Annotated in this window: 26 protein-coding genes; 2 read left to right on the forward strand and 24 right to left on the reverse strand. The window is 61.9% G+C overall.

The window, feature by feature from the left end; all coding sequences use genetic code 11:
• Positions 1-5: 5 nt before the first annotated feature.
• The 17 genes from MCRY_RS10765 to MCRY_RS10845 form a co-directional block, all read right to left on the reverse strand.
• Positions 6-656 carry a phage tail tape measure protein gene (locus MCRY_RS10765; protein WP_085629662.1) on the reverse strand — a complete coding sequence of 217 codons (651 nt, stop codon included), beginning with the start codon at positions 654-656 and terminating at the stop codon, positions 6-8.
• Positions 649-843, reverse strand: coding sequence for a rcc01693 family protein (locus MCRY_RS10770; protein WP_085629664.1), 195 nt, complete (start codon positions 841-843; stop codon positions 649-651). The genes MCRY_RS10765 and MCRY_RS10770 overlap by 8 nt, the downstream gene beginning before the upstream one ends.
• Positions 840-1,160, reverse strand: a complete 321-nt coding sequence (locus MCRY_RS10775) for a gene transfer agent family protein (protein ID WP_085629666.1) — start codon at positions 1,158-1,160, stop codon at positions 840-842. The genes MCRY_RS10770 and MCRY_RS10775 overlap by 4 nt, the downstream gene beginning before the upstream one ends.
• 2 nt (positions 1,161-1,162) lie before the next feature.
• A complete protein-coding gene (locus MCRY_RS10780) occupies positions 1,163-1,579 on the reverse strand; it encodes a phage major tail protein, TP901-1 family (protein WP_085629668.1) in 417 nt (138 codons plus the stop codon).
• Positions 1,580-1,626: 47 nt separating this feature from the next.
• Positions 1,627-2,037: a DUF3168 domain-containing protein gene (locus MCRY_RS10785; protein ID WP_085629670.1), complete on the reverse strand. Its 411-nt coding sequence runs from the start codon at positions 2,035-2,037 to the stop codon at positions 1,627-1,629.
• Complete coding sequence (locus MCRY_RS10790; RefSeq protein ID WP_085629672.1) at positions 2,034-2,372, reverse strand: head-tail adaptor protein; 339 nt, start codon at positions 2,370-2,372, stop codon at positions 2,034-2,036. Before MCRY_RS10790 ends, MCRY_RS10785 begins: the two co-directional genes overlap by 4 nt.
• Positions 2,369-2,962, reverse strand: coding sequence for a head-tail connector protein (locus MCRY_RS10795; RefSeq protein ID WP_085629674.1), 594 nt, complete (start codon positions 2,960-2,962; stop codon positions 2,369-2,371). The genes MCRY_RS10790 and MCRY_RS10795 overlap by 4 nt, the downstream gene beginning before the upstream one ends.
• A 167-nt stretch (positions 2,963-3,129) precedes the next feature.
• Entirely contained in the window at positions 3,130-4,311 is a 1,182-nt protein-coding gene (locus MCRY_RS10800; RefSeq protein WP_085629676.1) for a phage major capsid protein, read from the reverse strand.
• 29 nt (positions 4,312-4,340) lie between these two features.
• Positions 4,341-4,883, reverse strand: a complete 543-nt coding sequence (locus tag MCRY_RS10805) for an HK97 family phage prohead protease (RefSeq protein WP_085629678.1) — start codon at positions 4,881-4,883, stop codon at positions 4,341-4,343.
• Between the two features lie 11 nt (positions 4,884-4,894).
• Positions 4,895-5,122 (reverse strand): GTA head formation protein, RCAP_rcc01685 family, encoded by a 228-nt coding sequence (locus MCRY_RS10810; RefSeq protein ID WP_085629680.1) that lies wholly within the window; start codon positions 5,120-5,122, stop codon positions 4,895-4,897.
• Positions 5,115-6,290, reverse strand: coding sequence for a phage portal protein (locus tag MCRY_RS10815; RefSeq protein ID WP_085629682.1), 1,176 nt, complete (start codon positions 6,288-6,290; stop codon positions 5,115-5,117). The genes MCRY_RS10810 and MCRY_RS10815 overlap by 8 nt, the downstream gene beginning before the upstream one ends.
• A 269-nt stretch (positions 6,291-6,559) precedes the next feature.
• Positions 6,560-7,927 carry a DNA-packaging protein gene (locus MCRY_RS10820; protein ID WP_085629861.1) on the reverse strand — a complete coding sequence of 456 codons (1,368 nt, stop codon included), beginning with the start codon at positions 7,925-7,927 and terminating at the stop codon, positions 6,560-6,562.
• Positions 7,845-8,192 carry a hypothetical protein gene (locus tag MCRY_RS22880; protein WP_171046201.1) on the reverse strand — a complete coding sequence of 116 codons (348 nt, stop codon included), beginning with the start codon at positions 8,190-8,192 and terminating at the stop codon, positions 7,845-7,847. Before MCRY_RS22880 ends, MCRY_RS10820 begins: the two co-directional genes overlap by 83 nt.
• Before the next feature lie 245 nt (positions 8,193-8,437).
• Entirely contained in the window at positions 8,438-9,175 is a 738-nt protein-coding gene (locus MCRY_RS10830) for a sulfite exporter TauE/SafE family protein (RefSeq protein WP_176234503.1), read from the reverse strand.
• A 37-nt stretch (positions 9,176-9,212) separates the two neighbouring features.
• A complete protein-coding gene (mltG, locus tag MCRY_RS10835; protein ID WP_085629688.1) occupies positions 9,213-10,373 on the reverse strand; it encodes an endolytic transglycosylase MltG in 1,161 nt (386 codons plus the stop codon).
• Between the two features lie 3 nt (positions 10,374-10,376).
• Complete coding sequence (gene fabF / locus MCRY_RS10840) at positions 10,377-11,639, reverse strand: beta-ketoacyl-ACP synthase II (RefSeq protein WP_085629690.1); 1,263 nt, start codon at positions 11,637-11,639, stop codon at positions 10,377-10,379.
• Between the two features lie 159 nt (positions 11,640-11,798).
• On the reverse strand, positions 11,799-12,605 hold the full coding sequence (locus MCRY_RS10845) for a glycosyl transferase (RefSeq protein ID WP_138488230.1): 807 nt from the start codon (positions 12,603-12,605) through the stop codon (positions 11,799-11,801).
• Between the two features lie 206 nt (positions 12,606-12,811).
• Here MCRY_RS10845 and rsgA point away from each other — a divergent pair, with 206 nt between their 5' ends.
• Positions 12,812-13,849: a ribosome small subunit-dependent GTPase A gene (gene rsgA / locus MCRY_RS10850; protein ID WP_085629692.1), complete on the forward strand. Its 1,038-nt coding sequence runs from the start codon at positions 12,812-12,814 to the stop codon at positions 13,847-13,849.
• A 131-nt stretch (positions 13,850-13,980) separates the two neighbouring features.
• Here rsgA and MCRY_RS10855 read toward each other — a convergent pair whose 3' ends face one another.
• The 3 genes from MCRY_RS10855 to MCRY_RS10865 form a co-directional block, all read right to left on the reverse strand.
• Positions 13,981-14,529 carry a luciferase domain-containing protein gene (locus tag MCRY_RS10855; RefSeq protein ID WP_085629694.1) on the reverse strand — a complete coding sequence of 183 codons (549 nt, stop codon included), beginning with the start codon at positions 14,527-14,529 and terminating at the stop codon, positions 13,981-13,983.
• 142 nt (positions 14,530-14,671) lie between these two features.
• Positions 14,672-15,592, reverse strand: a complete 921-nt coding sequence (locus MCRY_RS10860) for an MBL fold metallo-hydrolase (RefSeq protein ID WP_085629696.1) — start codon at positions 15,590-15,592, stop codon at positions 14,672-14,674.
• Positions 15,593-15,702: 110 nt separating this feature from the next.
• Positions 15,703-16,182, reverse strand: a complete 480-nt coding sequence (locus tag MCRY_RS10865; RefSeq protein WP_085629698.1) for an ester cyclase — start codon at positions 16,180-16,182, stop codon at positions 15,703-15,705.
• Positions 16,183-16,311: 129 nt separating this feature from the next.
• Between MCRY_RS10865 and MCRY_RS10870 the strand changes: the two genes are divergently transcribed.
• The gene (locus MCRY_RS10870) at positions 16,312-17,196 is read left to right on the forward strand and encodes a LysR family transcriptional regulator (RefSeq protein ID WP_085629700.1); all 885 of its coding nucleotides are present in this window, start codon (positions 16,312-16,314) and stop codon (positions 17,194-17,196) included.
• 183 nt (positions 17,197-17,379) lie between these two features.
• On the opposite strand, the gene MCRY_RS10875 is transcribed toward MCRY_RS10870, so the two are convergent.
• The 4 genes from MCRY_RS10875 to argE are packed head-to-tail and all read right to left on the reverse strand — an operon-like array spanning position 17,380 to position 22,306.
• Positions 17,380-18,543 (reverse strand): M20 aminoacylase family protein, encoded by a 1,164-nt coding sequence (locus MCRY_RS10875; protein WP_085629702.1) that lies wholly within the window; start codon positions 18,541-18,543, stop codon positions 17,380-17,382.
• Between the two features lie 23 nt (positions 18,544-18,566).
• Positions 18,567-19,736 carry a M20 aminoacylase family protein gene (locus MCRY_RS10880; protein WP_085629704.1) on the reverse strand — a complete coding sequence of 390 codons (1,170 nt, stop codon included), beginning with the start codon at positions 19,734-19,736 and terminating at the stop codon, positions 18,567-18,569.
• Positions 19,737-19,793: 57 nt separating this feature from the next.
• Positions 19,794-21,143: an NAD(P)/FAD-dependent oxidoreductase gene (locus MCRY_RS10885; protein WP_085629706.1), complete on the reverse strand. Its 1,350-nt coding sequence runs from the start codon at positions 21,141-21,143 to the stop codon at positions 19,794-19,796.
• Positions 21,140-22,306, reverse strand: a complete 1,167-nt coding sequence (gene argE, locus MCRY_RS10890; protein ID WP_085629708.1) for an acetylornithine deacetylase — start codon at positions 22,304-22,306, stop codon at positions 21,140-21,142. Before argE ends, MCRY_RS10885 begins: the two co-directional genes overlap by 4 nt.
• Positions 22,307-22,316 lie beyond the last annotated feature (10 nt).

Here is a 22,316-nt window from a genome sequence, read left to right on the forward strand (position 1 = left end):
CCTCCTCACAGGTTCCGCTGACCAGAGCCCAATACCCGGCCCATCTGCGCCGCGATCTGGCTTTGCGACCGACGGAACCCCTGCACATCCGGGGTCGAGATGTTCATCACCACGTTGACCGCGCGCCCACCGCCGCCAGCCCGCACACCCAGCTTGCCATCAGCCCCGCGCGCCAGCGGCATGATCGCCTCTGGCCCCGCTTCGCCCATCAGCCCGACACCGCCCCGCATCGGAAAGGTCGTCGGCCCACTGACAACACCGCCATCGGCAAACGGCATCACCCGCCCCTGCGCAAAGCCCGCCCCATTGGCAAAGGGCAGCAGGTTGCTGATCCCCTGCATCACCATCCCGCTCAGATGTTCCTTCACCGGGTTCACCGCCGCACGGTAACTCGCCCCGATCATCGACTGCGCAATCGTGCCCAGCGCGTCCGACAGCTTCATCCCATCAAACACGATCCCATCAATCGCCCGGCTCAACCCACTGTTCAGCGCGCCCTCCAGCTTGGATGCGCCCTTGCTAGTCTCTGACAAAGACTCGCGCACCTTTGCCATCTCGGCCTGAAACCCGCCTGCCATGCTCGACGCACCTGCAAGCGCTTCTTCCAAAGCACTCACCTGTGCCTCGAAACCGTCAATGCTGTCCAACTCAATCATCCTGATCCCCCCGCTTGTCCGGATAAGCCGCCATCAAGGCGTCCAACCCACTCCGCTCCAAAGGCGCATCACCGCCCCCCAACAATAGGTGCAGCTCCGCTGGCGTGAGCGCCCAGAACTCCGCCGGGCGCAGCCCCAGCCCGCGGACCCCGGCACGCATCAGCGCAGGCCAGTCGAACCGGCTCACGTCTCCCCCACCGGCACAAACGCCCGCGCCAACAACTCCGCCGCCACCCGCGCCGCCGCCAGTGGCCCGCCCTCGATCTCCGCTGCGAGCAAATCGGCTGCAGTCCCGCGCCAGCCGCCACCGCGCAAGCCAGCCACGATCAACGCCAGCACATCCCGACTGGAGCACCCGCCACCTTCGAAACGTGACACCAGATCGACCAGCGTGTCTGCCTTGAGGTCAGCCTCCAGTTCCGCCAGCGCTCCCAGTGTCAGCCGCAACACATGCGGCGCCCCGTCGATCACCAGCGTCACCTCTCCACGCCAGGGGTTCGCCATCGTCACGCCGCCGCCGTGAACGCCACAACGCCGGCCGAGGCCAGCGACAACTCATAGGTCGCCTCGCCATTATGCGACCCGGCATATTCCAGCCCCGTCACCTGAAACGGTGCCTGCACAACCCCGAAATCCGGGATGATCACCTGAAACGCGGGCGTCTGGCTTTCGAAGAAAATCTGCCGCGCCCGCTCATCGGTGCTCGCATCCTTGAACACACCGGCCCCCGAGATCGCGACACTCCGCACGCCCGCACCCGCCAGCAACTCGCGCCACCCGCCATCGCTCTCAAGCGAGGTCACATCCACCGCTTCAGCGTTGAAACTGATGCGCGTCGCCCGAAGGCCCGCCAAAGTCTCAAACGTGCCGCTGCCATCCACATCGACCTTGATCAAAAGGTCTTTCCCGTTCTGAGCACCCATCGCCCACACTCCCTGTCTGGAAACTGTCTCTGAAATCCGAAACGCCCTCAGGCGTCATCCTCGACCCGCGCGCGGAAGGTCAGGTCGATCCTGCGCCGCCCCGCCTTCTCGCGTTGCGCCACCGCCCGCTTGAAGTTCAGCGCCACCAACCGGCCCCGCTCCAACACCAACGCGGCGTCGATCAGCGCATCACACACCGCCGCCGACACCTCCTTGGCCGTCTGAAACCCCGCATCGTCCGAGATCACAGACACCACGAATTCATGCCACGCCCCACGCCCGGTCTTGTCGCTCGCATCCACCGCCCGCTCCGGCCCAAGTGCCACATACAGGTCCGGCAACCGCCCCTTTGGCACCGCGTCATACACCCGGTCACCGACCAGAACCGAAAGCCCCGCATCGGTCTGCAAGCACTGATACACAGCCCCCTGCAACGCCGCCGCCACCGCATAGCTCATGTCGCCACCTCCTCGTCACAGAGGCAGATCAGGAACCGCCCGCCAGGATCGGCTTCGGTCACCGAATTGATCCGAAACACCCGGGTACTGTCCCGAAACCGCTGTTCCGGCAAAGGCCGCGCAGAATGTCCCTGCGGTACACCCCGCACCAAAACCCGAAACCCGGTCACCGACACCTGCCCAGCCTCGCCAACGCCCTCGCGCCCGGACCGAGGCTTCACCTCACCCCATAGCACACCCAGCGCGACCCAGCTTTCATGCATCCCGCCCGCACCGTCCGGCACAGCGTCCAGCCGCTCCAGCACCAGCTTCGATGTCAGCCGCGGCCCGCTCATGTGCCGAACCCGATCCGTACCGGGCGATAGCGCGCGATCAGGCTCGTCACCCCGAACGGCATACATCCTTGCCCCAACGCGGTCTCATCGCGGTATTCGTAGTAATGCGCCGCCAGCAACATCACCGCCTGCGCCAGATCGGCGGGCAGATCGCCAAACGCCTCGGCCATTCCAGCCTGAAACCGAACCTCGGCGCTGCCGTGCTCCGGTATGGACGGCAAACAGCCTCCCATTGGCACCACCTTCGGCGCATCGCCATCCGCCACCAGCGCATAGCGCGCCGCGTCCACCACAGCCCCCGCGCCAAACGCATCGACCAAAGTGATCTGCGTCACCGCACGCACCGGGGCAATCGGCAACACCTGCCCTGTCACATCCCGCCACCGATGCAGACTGCACAGGAAATCCCGCACCAAAAGCGCCTTGCCCGTCCGCGCCTCGATCGCCGCCATCGCCGCCCGCAGGAACCCGCCCAACAGCTCGTCCTGAAGCCCGTCCTCCACAAACCCGCTGCCCATCCGCAGATGGTCGCGCAGCCGCGCCACCGGCAAAGCGGTATCCGGTATCTGGCTCTCTTCAATCAAATACATCTCGTGTTCTCCGCAAACCTGTCCCTCGTTCAGAGGCCGGTAAGTTGTCGGACGCGCGCCGCCGCCGCTGCTCGGACGGAGGGAGCGGCTAGACAACGCCGGCACACCGGCGCGCGCCCCATGAGGAAGACGGCCCGCACCGCCCTCCCCATGTCCGCCATCACCGATCAGGCGACAGCAAAGCGCAGCAGCTTGATGGCAGCGAAATCGCTCACATCGCCGCCAACCCGTTTGGTCGCGTAGAACAGCACATGCGGCTTGGCGCTGAACGGATCACGCAGCACGCGCAGATCAGGGCGTTCCGCAATCGTGTAACCCGCGCGGAAGTCACCGAACGCAATCGCATCCGCGTTCGACGCAATGTCCGGCATGTCCTCGGCAATCAACACCGGATAACCCAGCAGACGCGCAGGCTCACCGGATGTGAACCCGTCCGACCACAGATGACGTCCATCCGCATCCTTCAGCTTGCGCAGCGTGCCCGCCGTCTTGGAATTCATGACAAAAGTCGCATTGGCGCGGTATTCTGCCCCCAGCGCATAGACCAGTTCGATCAGCGCATCGCCATTGCCGATAGACCCGTCCACACCAGTCGGCACATAGCCAAGATTGCCCCAGGTCCAGACATCATTGTCCACCGCGCCATGGTTCAAAATCCCGCGCGGCTTGTCATTGCCATCACCGTCGATGAAAGCCCCCGCTTCGGCACGTGCAAACGTGTCCGCAATCTTGCCAGCCAGCCAAGTCTCGATGTCGAACGCCGTATCGTCCAGCAAACGCTGGCTCGCTTTGGGCATCGCGCTCAGCTCGTGCAGCTTGATGGAAATACGGTCGATGGTCGGTGTCCCGGTCTCGGACCGCGACGCAACTTCATCGGCCCAGCCCGCCCCGGCATTGCCCTGGTCGATCAGCACGTCATAGCTCGACGCCTCGACATTCACGACCGAGGCCACCGCGCGCAGCGACGCGCTGCTTTTCAGAACACCCTGGATGGTCTCCGATGTCGCCGGATCGATCAGGAACCCGCCATCGCCGTTCACATTGGTGGACATGGATTTCACATCCATCTCCAAACCGCGCAAGGCATCATCGTCACCACTGCGCAGATAGGCGTCGAACGCCTGGTAATGCACGTCTTCGGTCTTAACACCACCCGCCAACGCAGGACGCCCCGCATAGGCCGTCTTTCGATCAATCTTGGTCATTCGCTCTTCCTGTTCCTGTAGCTTTCTGTCGAAGTCATCGCGCTGTCGGCGCATGTCGCCCACCAGCCCTGCCAACGCGGCACCCACCTGGGTGAACGGAGACAGATCTTCCCCGCTCCGCGACGTTGTCCCGGTCTCACTCATCCCGATTTTCCCATCTCTGAAGGGTGGCCCTAGCCGTCCACCAAGTCCCGGCGCGCCTCTTCGATCAGGCGTGCCATCTCCCGCAGGTCAGCCTCCACCGGGGTCTCCCCCTTGGCGGCCACCCGCGCACTGGGCAGCATCGGGAAGGTCACCAGCGACACCTCCCACAGCTCCAGTTCCGTCAGAACCCTGCGGCCCTGCTTGTCCTTCGTCGCGGCCTTGGTGCGATAGCCGATGGACAGCCCGTCAATCGCCCCCGCCGCCACCAGCGCCGCCGCCTCCCGACCGCGTGCGACCGTCTCTAGCAATCGGCCTTTCACGTACAAACCGACGCCGTCCTCGCGCACCACGTCCCAAATGCCGATGGGCTGCGCCGGATCATGCTGCCACAGCATCTTGACCGCCCGACCACTCTCGGCCAGTCGCTTCAACGACGCACCATAAGCCCCTGAAGAAACAACATCATTGCCCTGATCGCACTGCCCGAACCGCGACGCATAGCCTTCGATCACGCAGCCATCCGTGACCGTGATATCCGCATCGAACCGGCAGAATTTCCGTTCCAAATCCATCCCGTACTCCCTCATGGCGTCACCTGAACGAATTTCAGGAACACATCCGCCAACACCGCCGCCGCCACGCCGTAGACCGCCAGCCACACCCGCCGCTCCAGCCGCTCGATCAACACCTCGATCCGGTCCAGCCGCGCCGAGATCCCCTCGAACCGCAGCTGCGTCACCCGTTCATGCGCCTCAAGCCGCAAGGCAGGCGCACAGTCGAACGGCTCGTACCCGCCCCGCATGTCACTCATCGGCCAACACCGGCAGACCCAGCAGCGCACGCTTTTCCGCCGACGTCAGGAACTCCGCCCGCGCCACCCGCGCCCATTGCGCATCGCGTTCCGCCGCCAGTGCAGGCACCTGATCCAGATCGGGCTTCAGCACCAAATCCTGACCGGCATGCTCCGACAACCACGCCGATAGCGCCGCCGTCACCCGTGTCACCAGCGGCAACACCGTCAGGCGGTAGAACGCCCGATGCGCCTCTGCGTAATTGGCAAATGTTGCCTCTCCGGGAATCCCCAACAGCATCGGAGGAACTCCAAACGCCACCGCAATCTCCCGCGCCGCCGCTTCCTTGGTCTTCTGGAACTCCATATCGGACGGCGAAAACCCCATCGGTTTCCAGTCCAGCCCGCCTTCCAGCAGCATCGGCCGCCCCGCATTGCGCGCTCCCATGTGATGGCTCTCGATCTCCTCGACCAGCCGGTCGTACTGATCGGTCCCCATCCCCGACACACCATCGGTGCCGTGATAGACAATCGCCCCCGAAGGCCGCGCCGCGTTGTCGAGCAACCCCTTCGACCAACGCGACGCCGCGTTGTGCACATCGAGCGCCTGCGCCGCCGCCACCATCGGGCTCAGCCCGTAATGATCGTCCTGCGGATGAAACGCCTTCACATGGCACACGGGCCGGGCCCCCTCACCCATCTCGAACCGATGCGCCTTACCGCCCACACCGTATTCATAAGCCACTGGCCAGCCGTCCTGTCCCGGCACCAGCTTCATCCGGTCCGACCGCAGCACATGCAACTCGCCCGGAACGCCACCGGCGCCCACCGCCTCGAAATACCCGTCACCGGACAAGAGCAACTGACCGTAAAACGCCTCGAACAGCTCCGCCTGCCCCTGCGCCGGGTTCGGACGACGCAACAGGTCCAGCACCGGATGCACCTCGTAGCGCTGGCTTGCATCCTGCAACACCAACGGCATCGCCGCCGACGCCTCCGCAATCAGCTTGACCGCCCGGAACCCCACCGGGTTGCCGGTGAACCCCGTCCGCGTCAAAGACGCCGTGTCCCGCGCCGACCACGCCACGCGCCCCATGTTCTGCCAGGCCACGACTGGCCCGGTGGCACTTGCCTTGGCCTCGATCCCAGCCTCTTCTTTGCGTCTTTGACGAAAGATGTCCCACACCATGCTGCTGCGCTCCTCGCAAATCCCGTTTCAATTTCGGCGCGGTCGGGACGGTCTCTCGAACCTTCCCGACCGGCCTCGTGCCAAAGGCCCAAGCCCCCAAAGGCCCCCGGCACACCAGACACAGCGTTCCCGTCCTCAGCCTGCCCAAAGGCAAGGCCGGGCCCCCACTTCACCGCTCTGTCAAATTGCTTGGCGCGTCCCGTCCTGCGCCGTCTTGATGAAACCAACCTAGCCAGCAAAGGTTAACGGCTGGAAACCATACCGTGCGCTCAGCGGCGCAACGTCCGAACACGCGGCACACGCCATTCCGCCGCCCGCGCGATCACCAGATCGGTCAGAGCCCAAACCAGCGCGTCCAGACGATCCGGAGACCCCGTCCCTTGATAGCCCAACCGCGTCATCTGACACATCTCGTCCTCCAACGCGTCAAACGCCCCGTAATGCGCTACGCGCCCCTGCTCATACAAAGCCGCCACAGGCTCGGCCCGCGCGGCCTTGGACCGTGACGCATGGACCCGCACCACCGGCACCATCGGATCGACCTGTCGCAACACGGCCTCCACCATGTCACCGCCCTGATTGACCTCGGCCACCAAGGCATGCGCGCCCCACCGCTCCATCGCCGTGATCGCGCGGCGCGCCCAGACCAGAGGCGACACGCCCTGCACCGTGCAATCCTCCAGCACCACTGCGCGCCAGTCCTGCGGCGGCCCGTCCGTGACGACCCCCGCCACCACAATCCCACAGGCATCCGACCCCTTGCCGCTCGACGCCGTCGGATCAACCGCAACCACGATCCGGTCGAACACCGGCACCACCGAACAGCGCGCCGCCTCCAGCGCTTCCATCGACCAAAGCGCACCCTCGGCCTGATCCAGCAGATCGCCGTCCAACTCCTGCCGCCCCAGCCGCGTGCCCGCATAGCGCGCCCGCACCTCGTCCAGAAACGACGAGGCCAGATAGGCCCGGTTCGACTCGGTCGGGGCGCGCGTCACAACCGTCGAACGTGCCGCCAACAAATCCTTCAAAACACCCACATTCCGCGGCGTCGTTGTCACGCAAACCCGCGGATGCGTCCCCAGTCGCAGCGTGAACTGCAACATGTCCCACGCCTCCTGCGCACGCTTCCATTTCGCAAGCTCATCCACCCACGCACCGTCAAACTGCGGTCCACGCAAACTCTCGGGGTCATGCGCCGAACACGCCACAGCCTCGGCCCCGTTGGGCCAGCGCAACATCCGTCGCGTCGCCAACCATTCTGGTCGTCGGTCGGGCGGCGAACAGGCCATGATCCCGCTATCACCAAAAATCATCACCTCGCGCACTTGATCCAAGGTCTCACCCACAAGCGCCACGCGCCGGGCAGCCCCCTTGTCCAAAGGCCGCGATCCCTCGACCATCTGTCTCACCCATTCGGCACCGGCGCGGGTTTTCCCCGCGCCGCGCCCACCAAGGATCACCCACGACCGCCAGTCCCCCTCTGGGGGCAACTGGTGCGGATGCGCCCAGAACTCGAACAGGTAGGGCAACGCCAAAAGCGCCCCGTCCACCTCTTCAAGACTGCTCAGAAACGCGTCCCTCTCGGCAACACTGGCGGAGGCGATCAAGTCTGCACCCGACCGCAACCCGCGCCGCATCGAGGTCAAGCCCGTAAGCCCCTTCAATCGCGGCATGTTCTCGGCGATGTCTTTCAATCTGAACCTCCGTATCCTTGGCGTGTTTCAGCCAGGCCCGCAATTCGCTCAGCGCTTTGGCTGCCTCGGTTGCAGTGCCCGTTTCTCCGGCCTCCACCTTGCTGCGCAGGGCCGCCACCATCTCGCGGATGGTCCGCAGTTCCTGCGCAATAGCATCGCGCTCGGTCTCAAGCGCGCTGCCCGTCTCTTCTGCAGTGATCAAAACCATGCGATCCCTGCCTCCTGTGCTGAATGGATCTCCGTCCATCGACGCACCGGCAAGCCGCGGAATATCCCGCAACCTGTTGATGCCTAGCAGGCACGAAGCAATAGACAGTCAACAAGGAAACAAGCGCCTAACGCGCCGCGCGGAGGTTTAAGACCTCGGCAAGACCTCGCGTTTGAGGCCACAAAACCCATGGTCAGGTCACAAATTGAAGTGATTCAGGTTTCCTTAACCACAACAGACGCGGTTCAGAAAATCCCCCGCCGCAACAGGTTCAGCCCAAGGATCAGGAACACGTAGAGCACCAGCTTGCGGAAACTCTCGTTCGAAAACCTCGACCGCAGCTTTGCCCCCAAGGTAAAGCCCAGCAATGTCGGCACGACCAACGCCAACGACATAGCGCCCAGCTCTGGCGTCAGAAACCCCTGCTGCACATAGGCCAGCGCAAACGGCACCCCGCCGATCAACAAGAGCAATCCCACCGCGCGCACAAACTCGTCCTTGGGCACCTGCCGCGCGCTCATATACATGATGACGGGTGCCACCCAGACGCCGGACAACCCGCCAAGGATGCCGCCGGCTGTCCCGAACCCCAGCTGACCCAGCTTGTCGAACCGATCCGGCAAGCGCGGCATTGTGAACCGCAGGTTCAGCGCGGCAAACGACACAATAGAAAGCCCCAGTGCAAGGAAAATCACCCGATCAGAGATCTCTGCCGACAGGACAACCGTGACGAACACGCTGACCCCAAGCGCCAAGGCAAAAATCCAATAGCGCTGAAACGCGCCCCGGATATCGCCCATGGTCCAGACCTGCCACGCGTTGGACACAACGATCGGCACCAAGCCCATCGCAATCGCGGTTCGTGGATCAATGAACATGGTCAGCATGCTGATCGCGGCTGTCGGCAGCCCGATGCCCACCAGCCCCTTGACCGACCCGGCGATGACAAACACCACCGCTCCAATAAGCAGCAGTTCGATCATCCCCATGTCGAGGACGCGTCATCAGGCAAGATCAGGCTCAATTGTCCCGCTGCGCTTCAAGCGCCCGGTACGCCGCAACATTGGCATTGTGCTCGGCCAGCGTGACCGCGAAATTATGACCATCTGAAGGGTCCAGTGTCTTGGCCACGAAGAAGATGAAATCCGTATCATCCGGGTTCAAAGCCGCCTCAATGCTGGCCCGGCCCGGATTGGCAATCGGGGTCGGCGGCAGCCCGTCGATCACATAGGTGTTCCACGGGGTTTCGGCCCGCAATTCGCTCTGCCGGATACCGCGCCCCAACACACCCTGCCCGCGTGTGATGCCATAGATCACCGTGGGGTCGGTCTGCAGTCGCATCCCCTGTTCAAGGCGATTGACGAACACGCTCGACACAAGGAAGCGCTCATCCGGCGTGCCGGTTTCCTTTTCGATGATCGACGCCATCACCAATGCCTCTTCCGGGCTGTCATACGGCAACCCATCCTGACGGTTCGCCCATGCCTCGGCAAGAATACGCTCCTGCGCCGATTCCATCCGCGCCAAAAGCTCCGCCCGGTCGCTGCCCGGCGTGATCTCATAGCTGTCCGGGGCCAAAGACCCTTCGGCGGGGATCTCTTCGATCTCGCCCTCAAGAATGTCGATCTGCCCCAATTCCTGCACGATCTGCCAGCTTGTCACACCCTCGGCCAAAGCCACCCGATACCGCGTGTCTGCTTCGGCCTTCACATTGGTGTAGGCTTCAGGCGCGTCGTCTTCCGCCGGGTTGAATTCCGCAATCTCGACAAACCGCCCCGTCGCCGGGTCCAGCTCACGCACCTGCACCGTGGCGCGTGCAATGCTCACACGGTACACGACTTCCGTGCCACAGGTGCTGGCCCCGCCGCGCGTGACGATGTCGACAATCTGCTCCATCGAGGCGCCTTCGGGCACAAGGAACGACCCCGCCTTCAACTCGGATGTCTTGCCCGCATAATCCGCCCCGATCCGCAGCAACGACGCACTCGACACAGCACCGTCGTCGGCCAAGGCGTCGGACACGCGCCGAAAGTTCGACCCGCGATCGACCTGCACACAGATCGCCTGCTCCAACGGCCCTTCAGACACGTATTCATTCTGCGCCCAGATCAGGACGCCGCCAAAAAGGAAAACCAGCACGACCAAAAAGGTCAATGCGTTGGACGCGATGTGACGCCACATGACTTAGCGATCCACCTTTCCGAAGATGACGCTGGCATTGGTGCCGCCAAACCCGAACGAGTTGGACAGCGCATAGGTGATCGGACGTTCCCGCTTTTTCTTCGGCGCAAGATCAACCTTGGTCTCGACCGCAGGCGTATCAAGGTTCAACGTCGGCGGTGCCACCTGATCGCGGATCGCAAGGATCGAGAAGATCGCCTCGATCGCGCCAGCCGCACCCAACAGATGCCCCGTCGCGGATTTGGTCGACGACATCGTCACCTTGCCCGCAGCATCCCCCATCATCCGCTCAACCGCCGCCAGTTCGATCACATCCGCCATGGTCGAGGTGCCATGCGCATTGATATAGTCGATATCCGCAGGCTCTAGCCCCGCATGTTTCAACGCCGCGCGCATCGAGCGCTCTCCACCCTCGCCATCCTCGGACGGCGCAGTGATGTGATAGGCGTCACCCGACAGACCATAACCACAGACCTCGGCATAGATCCTCGCACCGCGCGCCTTGGCGTGCTCGTATTCCTCGAGCACCACGATGCCCGCGCCCTCGCCCATGACAAAGCCATCGCGGTCCGCATCATAAGGACGGCTCGCCGCCTTGGGATCGTCGCCGCGCTTCGTCGACAGCGCCTTGCAGGCGTTGAAGCCCGCGATCCCGATCTCGGAAATCGCCGCTTCGGCACCTCCGGCCACCATCACGTCGGCATCCCCGAACATGATCAACCGCGCCGCGTCGCCAATCGCATGCGCGCCCGTGGAACAGGCCGTGACAACCGCGTGGTTCGGCCCCTTGAAACCGTATTTGATCGAAACATTGCCAGAGATCAGATTGATAAGCGCGCCCGGAATAAAGAACGGTGACACCCGGCGCGGACCTTTGTCCCGGATCAGCAGCGCGGTTTCAGCGATGGAGTTCAGCCCCCCAATGCCCGAGCCGATCATCACACCGGTGCGCAAACGGCTTTCCTCGTCCTCAGGCATCCAGCCAGCGTCCGTGACGGCCTGCTGTGCTGCTGCCATACCGAACAGGATGAATTCGTCGACTTTGCGCTGTTCTTTCTTTTCGAGATAGGCATCCGGGTTGAACGTGCCATCGGTCCCGTCGCCATACGGCACTTCGCAGGCATAGGTCGTCACCAGATGGCTTGCATCGAACTTGCTGATCGTTCCCGCCCCGGACTGACCGTCCAGAATGCGCGACCAACTCGCCTCGACGCCGTCCGCCAGCGGTGTCACCAATCCCAAGCCTGTCACAACTACTCGACGCATGGTGTTGCCCTTCCCTCGAATGCACTTGCCCGCTCTTACCCCGTTCGCGGCGGCACCCGCAAGAGTCCAGCCGCCCGGCAGGGAATTCTTGCCGGTTCAACCTGCCGTCCGCCCTGTTTCCGTCAAAAGAAACACGCGATGCGTCGACGCATCGTCCGCCTACCCCCAGCGATTCCCCAGATCCGCCTTGGCCAGATCGACCCAGTGTTTCTGCAACCACGCTGTCGGCTTGGCGTAGCGGATCAGCGACCCGCGATAACCCTCAATCGCTTCCGGCATCTTGGGGCGTCCATGAAAGCACACCACCCGCGCGTCCTCAGGCAAACGCGCCGGATGCACGTAATTGCCCGGAAACGGATTGCAGTCATATTTGAAGCTCACCACCCAATTCCCCGGAATATAGGTGAATACCTCGTTCTCCATCGCCTTGTGCGACGTGTAGCGCTGCTCAGACCCACGCGCGATCTCGACCTCCGCATAGGCATCCGCCGCCAGATCGTGATAAAGAAACCCATGCACCGCCGGATCATACCGAAACACCGATCCGTGCCCCGTGGGCCGGCCCTTGCGCGCCTCAGTCCAATCGTGGCGCATCACCACGTGGCCCGGCGCCAAGGTCAGCAGATCATCCAATGAACCGGTGATCACCACATCCAGATCGAACCCCAGAACCGGCCCCTCCAGATCGGGGATCAACCCCGGCCGGAACAACGACACCTTGCGCATCGCCCCTTGCCGGTTCGCCACCTTGAGCGCCGCCGCCATTGGTTCAGCAAAGGGCTCCACTGGCAGGTCCAGCACTTCGATATCCGGGTGCAGCCCCTCGGCATGTTCCGTCATGCACACAAATCGCACCGCACAGGACAGGTTGCGCCGCACGCCAGAATAGAGCCGGTTCACGTATTCCGGCCCGAACAGCGTGCCCCATTTGATGCAAGCGACAGTGGCATGAGATGGCATGGTCATGCGTCCGCTTAGCAACGGTTTGACCGAATGACCAGATGTCGCTTGGCGCGCTGCACCCACACACGTATACTCCGAGTAAATCAAAGCTGAGATGCAGGAGGACATGATGGAGACTGTGTGCGCCCTGCGGGTGACAGGCTGATCGCCACACCCGGACCATGTGAACGCCCCACCGGGGCAGGTTTCTCAGCGACAGGATCAAACCCTTGACCAAATACACACGCGCCGACCTTGGATGGTCGGACCACTTTGCGCGTCAGCTCACCGAAGAGGACGCCCCCTTCATCCCTGCCCGCATCTCCGAGGTGCACCGCAGCCAGCTTGTCGCCTTGTCCGAAGCGGGCGAAATGCGTCTGATCCCCACCGACAGTGCCGGGGCGTATGCCGTGGGCGACTGGGTTCTGACCGATGGCACCAGCGCGATCCGCCGCCTTGACCCGGTCACCGACCTGCACCGCCGCGCAGCAGGCCACGCCGTGGGTGCCCAGCGCATGGCGGCCAATGTCAACACCGTGGGCCTTGTCACCAGTTGCAACGCCGATTTCAACGTCGCACGTTTGGAGCGCTATCTGGCGCTTGCCCTCGCATCGAACGCGCTGCCGCTGGTGATCCTGACCAAGGCCGACATATGCGATGATCCCGACAGCTACAGACGGAAAGCCGAACGCCTCTCCCCGCTGGTCACCGCCATCGCCGTCAACGCCAAAGACCCCGAAGACGTGGCACGCCTCAACGCGTGGTGCAGCAATGCGAAAACCCTCGCTCTGCTTGGCTCGTCAGGCGTCGGCAAAACCACCCTGCGCAACGCCCTGACCGGAGAGGCCGAGGCGACGCAGAACGTCCGCGAGGACGACGCCAAAGGCCGCCACACCACCACCCACCGCGCTTTACGGCCGACAATGTCCGGCGGCTGGCTCATCGACACGCCGGGAATGCGCGAACTGCAGCTCTCGGGAACCAGCGACGGTCTGGAAGAGCTGTTTGACGACATCGAATCCCTCGCGGCTCAGTGCAAGTTCTCCAATTGCGCCCATGACAGCGAACCGGGTTGCGCCGTCAAGGCCGCTCTCAAGGACGGCACGCTTGATCAAGCGCGGTTCGACCGCTGGCAAAAACTGCGGCGCGAGGATCAGCACAACTCGGAATCCATCGCCGCCGCCCGCGCCCGGCAGAAATCCTTTGGCCGGGTGGTGAAAGAGGCCGTCAGCACCAAGAGCCGCTACAAACGCGGGTATGAGGATTGACCAAATCAGCCGGCCGCAAGACCCGCTCATTTTTTCTGCCAGCCCAATCGAAGGTTCATCAGCCAAAAGCGTTATGGCTGCTAAGAGCCCTGATTGACCGATGCTATACTTTGCACCAATGGCTGCTATCCTTATGTCTCGGGCAACAATTCGCCTGTAATAAAGGTGTATGACCCACGCACCAAATTTAGCACCACGTCCAATTCAGCTTCGGAGATCGGAGTATAGATCATCACGAACCCCTCCCATCCTGTGCGCTGATCGGCCCATGGATGCGCCACGGCCCAACCGGCGTCTATCGCGGCGCGGGCTGTGTCTGGATGCAGCGACGCATGAAGGCTGCCATCAGGATGGAGATGCGCAAACTCACGCCCCCCGACAATTGCCTGTGGTTGGGCTAAAGAGACATCGCCTGCCAGTTGAAACCCGACGGCACCGGGGAGAGACACGCGGGTCGCTCCAAGAACAACTCCGGGAAACTCTGCGACCTGACGCAGCATCTCTTCGGATAGTTCGGGAACCGGCTGAATGCCAATCTGGACATGCGGCACGCCGCTCGTCGTCTCGGGGCGCACACCGTCGCGCACCGGGAAATTGATATTTTGGGCAAATACTGGCGCGGCAAGGGCGATTTCCATCGCCACTACGGCAGAGGCAATCCGTAGCCATATTCGCTGCATGATACTTTCCTTTCTCGAAGCTGAACTTTTTAAAACCAATCCGCTGTGGAGTCGTGCCGGTCTTCGACAGGGTGAAGACCGGCACAACTTGCGTGTCAGGGACATACCAGCGAACGCCGTCGATGCTGTGTCTTGGCAACGATTATTCTGCCGTTTCCGCCGGAACCCAAGGGTAAGGCCCCATCCATAGATCCAGCAGGACCCGCTGCGCATTCATGGCGAGCCAGTCATCGTAATGTGCCCAATGAGCATATTGTGGCAATTCGATGGATGTGGGGATTTCTGAAGCAGGCGTGCCTTTCTCGAATTCAGCAAAAATTGCACCCCGAAGGTCTTGAATATACGCACGTTCTTCGGCGACATGCTCTTTCGTACAACCGTTTTCGACTTCTCCAGCCGGCAGTTCGCTATGCGAGCAGACCGCGGTTTCGAAATTGAGCTCAAGGATTTCGCCCAGGGAACGTTCCCATTCACCGATATTAAAATCGGGCACGATGTTGAACATCACACGGTTGGGGGTGACAAGGTCACCGATATAGGCCACCTCCAACTCCGGCACGACAAACACCGTCATACCAAGGCCATGGTTGAGACCCAGATAATGATGCTCGATGGTAACCCCACCCAGTTCAATATCATGACGATCACCCGACCACACGATGTCGGGCGGAGAGGTGTCACGACCAGGATTGGCCTCGAGCCATTCCGCTGCCTGACGATGCATTACCGTTTCAGCTCCGGCGGATTGCAGCACTGCACCGCCACTCGCATGATCCCAATGGTTATGCGTCTGAAAGCCATATACGACTGGCTGATCGGTGATGCCGTTTATGGCTTCCAGCATTGATGTTGAGTGTTGGGAGTTTACAGTCTCAAATACGGCAACGCCCTCTTCGGTGACGACGAACATCGAGTGATAGCCATTGCCGGGGCTGTAGCTGTAAACGTTGGGAGCAATCTCATTGACGTATTCACCGCTTTCACCTGCGGCGATTGCGGCCGTCCCGCTGATCGAAGCGATGCTGGCGATGGTGATCGCACAGGATTGTAAGTATTTATTCATTTTAGGCCTCATTAATTGGGGGATGTGAGGTGATGCGAGGCGGGCTTGCCTCGACATCAATTAGTGGCCTCGCGGTACCGCCAGTTCGGGTGCCGCGAGGAATGGTGGGCTTAGTTGCCTGCAAGCTGCTGCAACGCACCGGCCCAGTCTTCGACGTGGTAGGTGCGGATCACCTTGCCGTCTTCAAGCTCGTGAATATCGATCGTTAGGATATCAAAGCCGCGACCTTCACCATCCACGCCAAACAGCGGGCCGACGGGGGTGCCTGTGGCACGGCTGCGCACGGTGACGAAATTGCCGTCTTGGTGCATCGCCTGAACGGACCATTCAAGATCGGGCATCAACTGGTCAAAGAAACCCATCTGGCCGACGAATTCATCGCGCAACTCGTTTGTGCCGGAATAGTTGCCGATGCTTTCCCAGTCTTCCGTGGTGGCGTCCAGAAAGGCCGCAACATGGGTTTCTGAGCCGGGATTGCTGAGTAGATCGTAGAAGGTTTGCACGGTGGCCATGTCGTCGGCTGCGGCACTTGTTGCGATGGATGCGAGGCCAAGTGAGGCTGCTGCGAGAGTTGTTTTGAACGTATTCATGGATTTATCTCCTGGTCTGCATATACAGGTGCCGCGCAACTGTGCGGGCGGTGTGCTACCAAGATGGACAAATTGCCATAAACTCATAAGATAGGACGGATAAATTTAACTGTTCGGAATTTTTGCATAATGATTGATCGCCTGCGTCAAATGGCAATCTTCGCCAAGATCATTGACCACGGGTCATTCCGTGGCGCAGCGCGCGAGCTTCGGCTGTCACCATCGGTGGTAAGTCATCATGTTTCACAGCTGGAAGAGAGCCTTGGTGTTGCCCTAATCTACCGATCTACCCGAAAGTTGACGCTGACGGCTGAAGGGCACAGGCTCCTCGCGGCGACCCACAAAATGCTGGAGGCTGTAGAAGGTGAACTGGTCGACCTTTCGGTATCCGCAAGTGCACCAAGCGGCGAGCTGCGGCTGACCGTACCATCCGTCCTATCACAGTCACTTTTCACCCAGCAGATTGCAGCCTTTTCGCAAGCGCACCCTCGGATAAAACTGTTTTTGGACTTCTCGGACACGCGGCGCGCATTGATTGATGACGGCTTTGATATTGCTATCCGAATGGGCCCGAAGGTCAAAAACTCTGCCACCACACGCAAACTTTTTTCGGTCGAGCGCAAGTTGGTTGCGTCTGCGGAGTACCTTGCAGAACGAACGAGTCCAAATGATCCCAACGAACTTGTCGACTGGGATTGGCTGGCACTATCACCCGCTCAAAATGTCCCGTTGGTGTTCAGCAAAGCAAAGGGCACTCATACAACAATCAGGCCGCAAGCGCGTATTTCTGTGAGTGATGCGCAAGCGCTCTATCAATTGGCGAAAGCAGGCGCAGGGCTTGCTATCGTTCCAGACTTTTTGGCAAACGAGGATGTCGGCTCTGGATCAATGAAGTACGTGCTGCCCAATTGGGAACTACATGCGATTGACGTTTTTGCAGCTTGGCCTGCAAATGCGCCGAAGCATGGTCTTATTCATCTGGCGCTGGATGCTCTGAGCCATAACATGTCCTGAAGCTGCCGCTCGCGCAATTGCGGCGAATGACGGCTTCGTCCGCAAAGCAGTCATTGGTCCTCTTTGGCTGAAAAGGGTTTCGCGAGGCTCTATCTCAGAAAACCGCTCACCAGCCCAGATAAGCACAAAACGCAAAACGGCGGGCCATCACAGCCCGCCGCTTCAAACCTACTGACGCAATCCTTATGCCGCAGGCATGCGCTGTTCGACAATCTCGGCCCACCAGGAACAGCCTGCGGGGATCGCCTCGTCGTTGAAGTTGTATTCCGGGTGATGCACTGCTGCGCTGTCGCCATTGCCGACAAGGATATACGCGCCGGGACGTTCTTCGAGCATGAAGGCGAAATCTTCGCCCCCCATGACCAATGGGGCCTCTTCACAGCCGCCAGACACGGACTTGGCCACCTCTGCGGCGAACTCGGTCTGTGCGTCGTGGTTCACCATGACCGGGTAACCGCGATGGTATTTCACGTCGGCCGACCCACCAAAGGTCGCGGCAATGCCCGAACAGATCGCCTTGATCCGGGTTTCCGCCAGATCGCGCATTTCCGTCGACATGGTGCGCACTGTGCCTTTCAGATGCACCCGCTGCGGGATCACGTTGAACGCCTTGGAGGAGGTTTCGAACGAGGTGACTGACACAACCACCTGATCAATCGGATCGGCATTGCGGCTGGCGATGGTCTGCAAGGCCAGCACCGCTTGCGAGGCCATTACGGTTGTGTCTACGGTTTCCTGTGGTTTGGCCGCATGGCCACCCTTGCCCTCGAAGGTGATATCGAACTGGTCGGTCGCGGCAAAGAATGCACCCGGGCGAATGGCAAAGCTGCCCACAGGACGGCCCGGCCAGTTGTGCATGCCGTAGACCTCCTGAATGCCCCAACGCTCCATCATCCCGTCTTCACACATCTCGCGGCCACCGCCACCGCCTTCTTCGGCGGGCTGGAAGATCACAACGACAGTGCCGTCGAAATTGCGCGTCTCGCTCAGGTACTTGGCCGCGCCCAGCAGCATCGCGGTATGGCCGTCGTGGCCGCACGCATGCATCGCGCCGTCGGTCTTGGATTTATACTCCAACCCCGTTTGTTCGTGGATCGGCAGCGCATCCATATCGGCCCGCAAGCCAATGACCTTGCCCGACGTGTCGCTCTTGCCCTTGATCACGCCGACCACACCAGTGCGCCCGATGCCGGTGACGATTTCATCGCAGCCAAATTCCTTGAGCCGCTCTGCCACCAAGGCGCTGGTGCGGTGCGTCTCAAACAGGATTTCGGGGTTTTCGTGCAAATCCCTGCGCCATGCGGTGATTTCGTCCTGGAGTTCGGCAAATCGGTTCTTCACGGGCATGAACTGCCTCCTTTCGTTGCGTGTCAGGCCGAGACCGGCATCCGGCATTCGACCAGTTCCGCGAACCAGCTACAACCAAGCGGGATCGCGTCATCTGAAAAAACATAGGCGGGATGGTGGCACATCGGGGTGTCGCCATTGCCAAGGAACATATAGGCTCCCGGTCGGGCTTCAAGCATGTAGGAAAAGTCTTCCGCCGGCAGGATCGGATCGGTGTCGTCATCCACATGGTCCGACACCGCCCGCGCCGCCTCGACCGCAAACGCGGTCTGGTCGGGGTGGTTCACCGTCACCGGATAACCCGGCGTCCAGATCACCTCGGCTGTCGCGCCATAGGCCGAAGCCGTATGTTCGCACAAGGCGCGTATCCGCTCTTCGGCCTGTGCCCGCACCTCGGTCGCCAATGTCCGCACTGTGCCTTCCATCCGCACCGAATGGGCGATCACGTTCGACGCGTTGCTGTCGGTCTGGAAGGTGCCGACGGTCACCACCGCAGGCCGCACCGGGTTGACGTTGCGCGACACCACCGATTGCAACGCAACCACGATCTGCGCCGCAACCAGCGTGGTGTCCACAGCCTCATGCGGAGCCGCCGCATGGCCGCCGCGCCCGGTCACAAGGATTTCGAATTCGTCGGAAGAGGCCAGCAACGGCCCCGGTCGGATTGCGAAGTGGCCCACGGGAATGCCCGGCGAATTGTGCAGGCCGTACACCTCTTGAATGTTCCAGCGGTCCATCAAACCGTCTTCGACCATCGCGCGCCCACCTGCGCCGCCTTCTTCGGCAGGCTGGAAAATCAGCACGGCAGTCCCGTCGAAATTCCGGGTCTCGCTCAGGTACTGTGCCACCCCCAAAAGGATCGCCGTATGCCCGTCATGGCCACAGGCGTGCATCTTGCCCGGAACGGTGCTCGCATAGTCCACACCCGAGGCTTCGCTGATGGGCAAAGCATCCATGTCAGCCCGCAGCCCGATCACTCGCCCCTTGGTATCGGTGCGCCCCTTGACAACCGCGACAACCCCGGTCCGGCCAATCCCGGTGACGATCTCGTCCGCGCCAAAGCTGCGCAGCTTGTCTACCACGAAAGCCGCAGTCTCATGGACGTCATACATCAGTTCGGGATGCTGGTGCAGATAGCGCCGCCACTCCGTGATGGTGCCCGAGTTTTGTGCAATGCTGTTCTTGACTGGCATGGGCCCTCCAATTTCACAGCGGCACACTGACCGACGCCAACATCGAGGACAAGCGCCTTAAAGCGCCGGCCCCAAATCCATCGCGCTGCCATCGCTGAAACGCGAGAGACGAAACCGCCGAAGGTCATGCCCCGGAGCGTCGCCGCAGACCAGATCGGCCAGCACCCGGCCCATGCCCGGCCCGATGCCGAACCCGTGCCCGCTCATACCCGTGCCAATGGTCAGGCCGGGGATCGCGTCCACCCGGTCCACCACCGGCACCACGTCCGGCATGGTGTCGATCATACCAGCCCACATCGCGCGATACCGGATCGGCCCCACCTCGGGGAACAGCTTTTCCACCTCTGCCGCCACCTTGCGCAGCTTGCCTGCATTGGGTTTCGGGTTCAGCACGCGGATGCCTTCGAAGGGGGTCACCTCGTCGCCGTCCCACTGCCGCTTGGTGCCCCACGCATCGGGATAACCCTTGGGCGCTGCAGGCAGAAACCGCGTCCCAAACGGAGACGCCATCAATTGCGCGCGGAACTTGGGCAGCGCGCGGAACGCGTCAGGCCCGACGAACAACTCGTGAAAGCCCCCTGCCGCCAGTGAGGCCCCATCATCGGCCCGCGTGCGAAAGGCATACTTGCCCGCAGCCGCCGCCCCTTGATGGGGCAGATGCACAGGCTCGGTCGCCCCGGCACTCGCCCGCACCGACAATTGCGGGATCGACACCCCATGCGCCCGCAGGAAGAGCGAGGACCACGCCCCACCTGCGACCACAACATCCGAACAGGCGATGCGCCCGGCTTCGGTGAACAGCCCGGTGATGCGCCCCGCCTCAAGGTCCAGCTTGCGCGCGGCACAGCCTTCGACAATCACTGCGCCCTCGCGCACGGCGATCCCGGCCAACGCGGGAACCGCGACCCACGGCTCGGCCCGCATGTCGGACGGGGTGGTGATCGCCCCGGAATAACCGCCCTTGGCCAATTCCGGGAACCGCGCCTTGAGGCCCGCCCTGTCCAAAAGGACCGTATCCACACCCTGCGCCGTGGCGTACGGCAACCAATCGGCAAAGCCCTGAAGCTCTTTCTCGCTTTCGGCCAAATAGGTCACACCTGACCGTTTCAGCCCGATATCCACATTGGTCTGGCTGGCAAGCTCGGTCCAGAGGCGGTTCGCCTCGACCATGATTGGCAACTCATCCGGGTCCCGCCCCTGTTGCCGGATCCAGCCCCAGTTGCGCGAGGATTGCTCTCCCGCGATGCGTCCCTTCTCCAACAGCACCACCCGCCGCCCCTTGCGGGCAAGGTACAGCGACGTGCAAACGCCTATGACGCCACCGCCGATCACCACAACATCGGTCTCGGACGGAGGCGGCCCGGCAAAGGCAATCGGGCTTTGTTCGGAAATCGGGAATGGGATCATGTCGAGAGGTGATCCAGCAAACGCTCCATGAACGCCTGTCCTTTGGTGAACTGATCAACGGTGATAAATTCGTCTGGCTGGTGCGCCACGGCAATGTCACCGGGGCCGCATACCACAACCGAATAGCCCGCACTTTGAAAGTGGCTCGCCTCGGTCCCGTAGGACACGTATTGCTTGCCGTTGTCGCCGGTCAGCTGGCGCACAAGCGTCTCGGCACTGCCCGCATCGTCAGACTTGAACGGCGGCAAGGCAGAGTTCGGCGTGATCTCGATCCATGTTTCGGGGCGCACGGCCTGCATCTGCGCTTCGACCTCGGCCACGGCGGCGCGCAAGCTGTTGTCCCAGTCCTCAAGCGATTCACCGGGAACGACGCGGATCGTCATGACCAGTTCACAATCCTTAGCCGTGATGTTGTGCGCGGTGCCGCCGTGGATCACGCCGACATGCACATTTGTATAAGGCGGATCGAACATCGCTGCGACTGGCGCGGGCGTTGCGGCGGCACTTTCGTCGTTCATGCGGTTGGCCCATTCGATCAGTTTGCCACCATACATGATCGCACTCACCCCGGTGTGCAGAACCGAGGAATGCACCTCAAACCCGTGCACGTGAATGGTGTAGCTGACACTGCCCTTATGCCCCGTCACCGCCTTGAGCATGGTCGGCTCACCCACGATCACCGTGTCAGCGCGCGGAACAATGCCCTGCATCGCCTCGATCAAGGGCGGCGCACCGGTGCAGCCGATTTCTTCGTCATAGCTCAGCGCGATCTGCACGGGGCGTGTCACGCCGCGATGCTGCGCCTCGACCAACGCCCAGATGGCGAGCGCATCAAAGCCTTTCATATCGGTGGTGCCGCGCCCGTACAGCTTGCCGTCCTTCTCGGTCACCGTGAAGGGATCGGTGCTCCACGGTTGACCATCGGTCGGCACAACATCCGTGTGACCCGACAGCACCACTCCGCCCGCAACCTCTGGCCCGACATGGGCAAACAGCCCAGCCTTCAAGGGATCATCGGATTTCACATGCCGATGGCTTTGAACGCCGTGTTCGGCCAGATAGGCCTCGACCCAGTCGATCAAAGGCAGGTTGGTGTCACGGCTGACAGTGGGAAATTTGACCAATTGGTCAAGAATGGCACGCGGGCTCAGGCGGTTTGGCATGGTCTCACTT

Source organism: Marivita cryptomonadis, assembly GCF_002115725.1.
Classification (GTDB): Bacteria; Pseudomonadota; Alphaproteobacteria; order Rhodobacterales; family Rhodobacteraceae; genus Marivita; species Marivita cryptomonadis.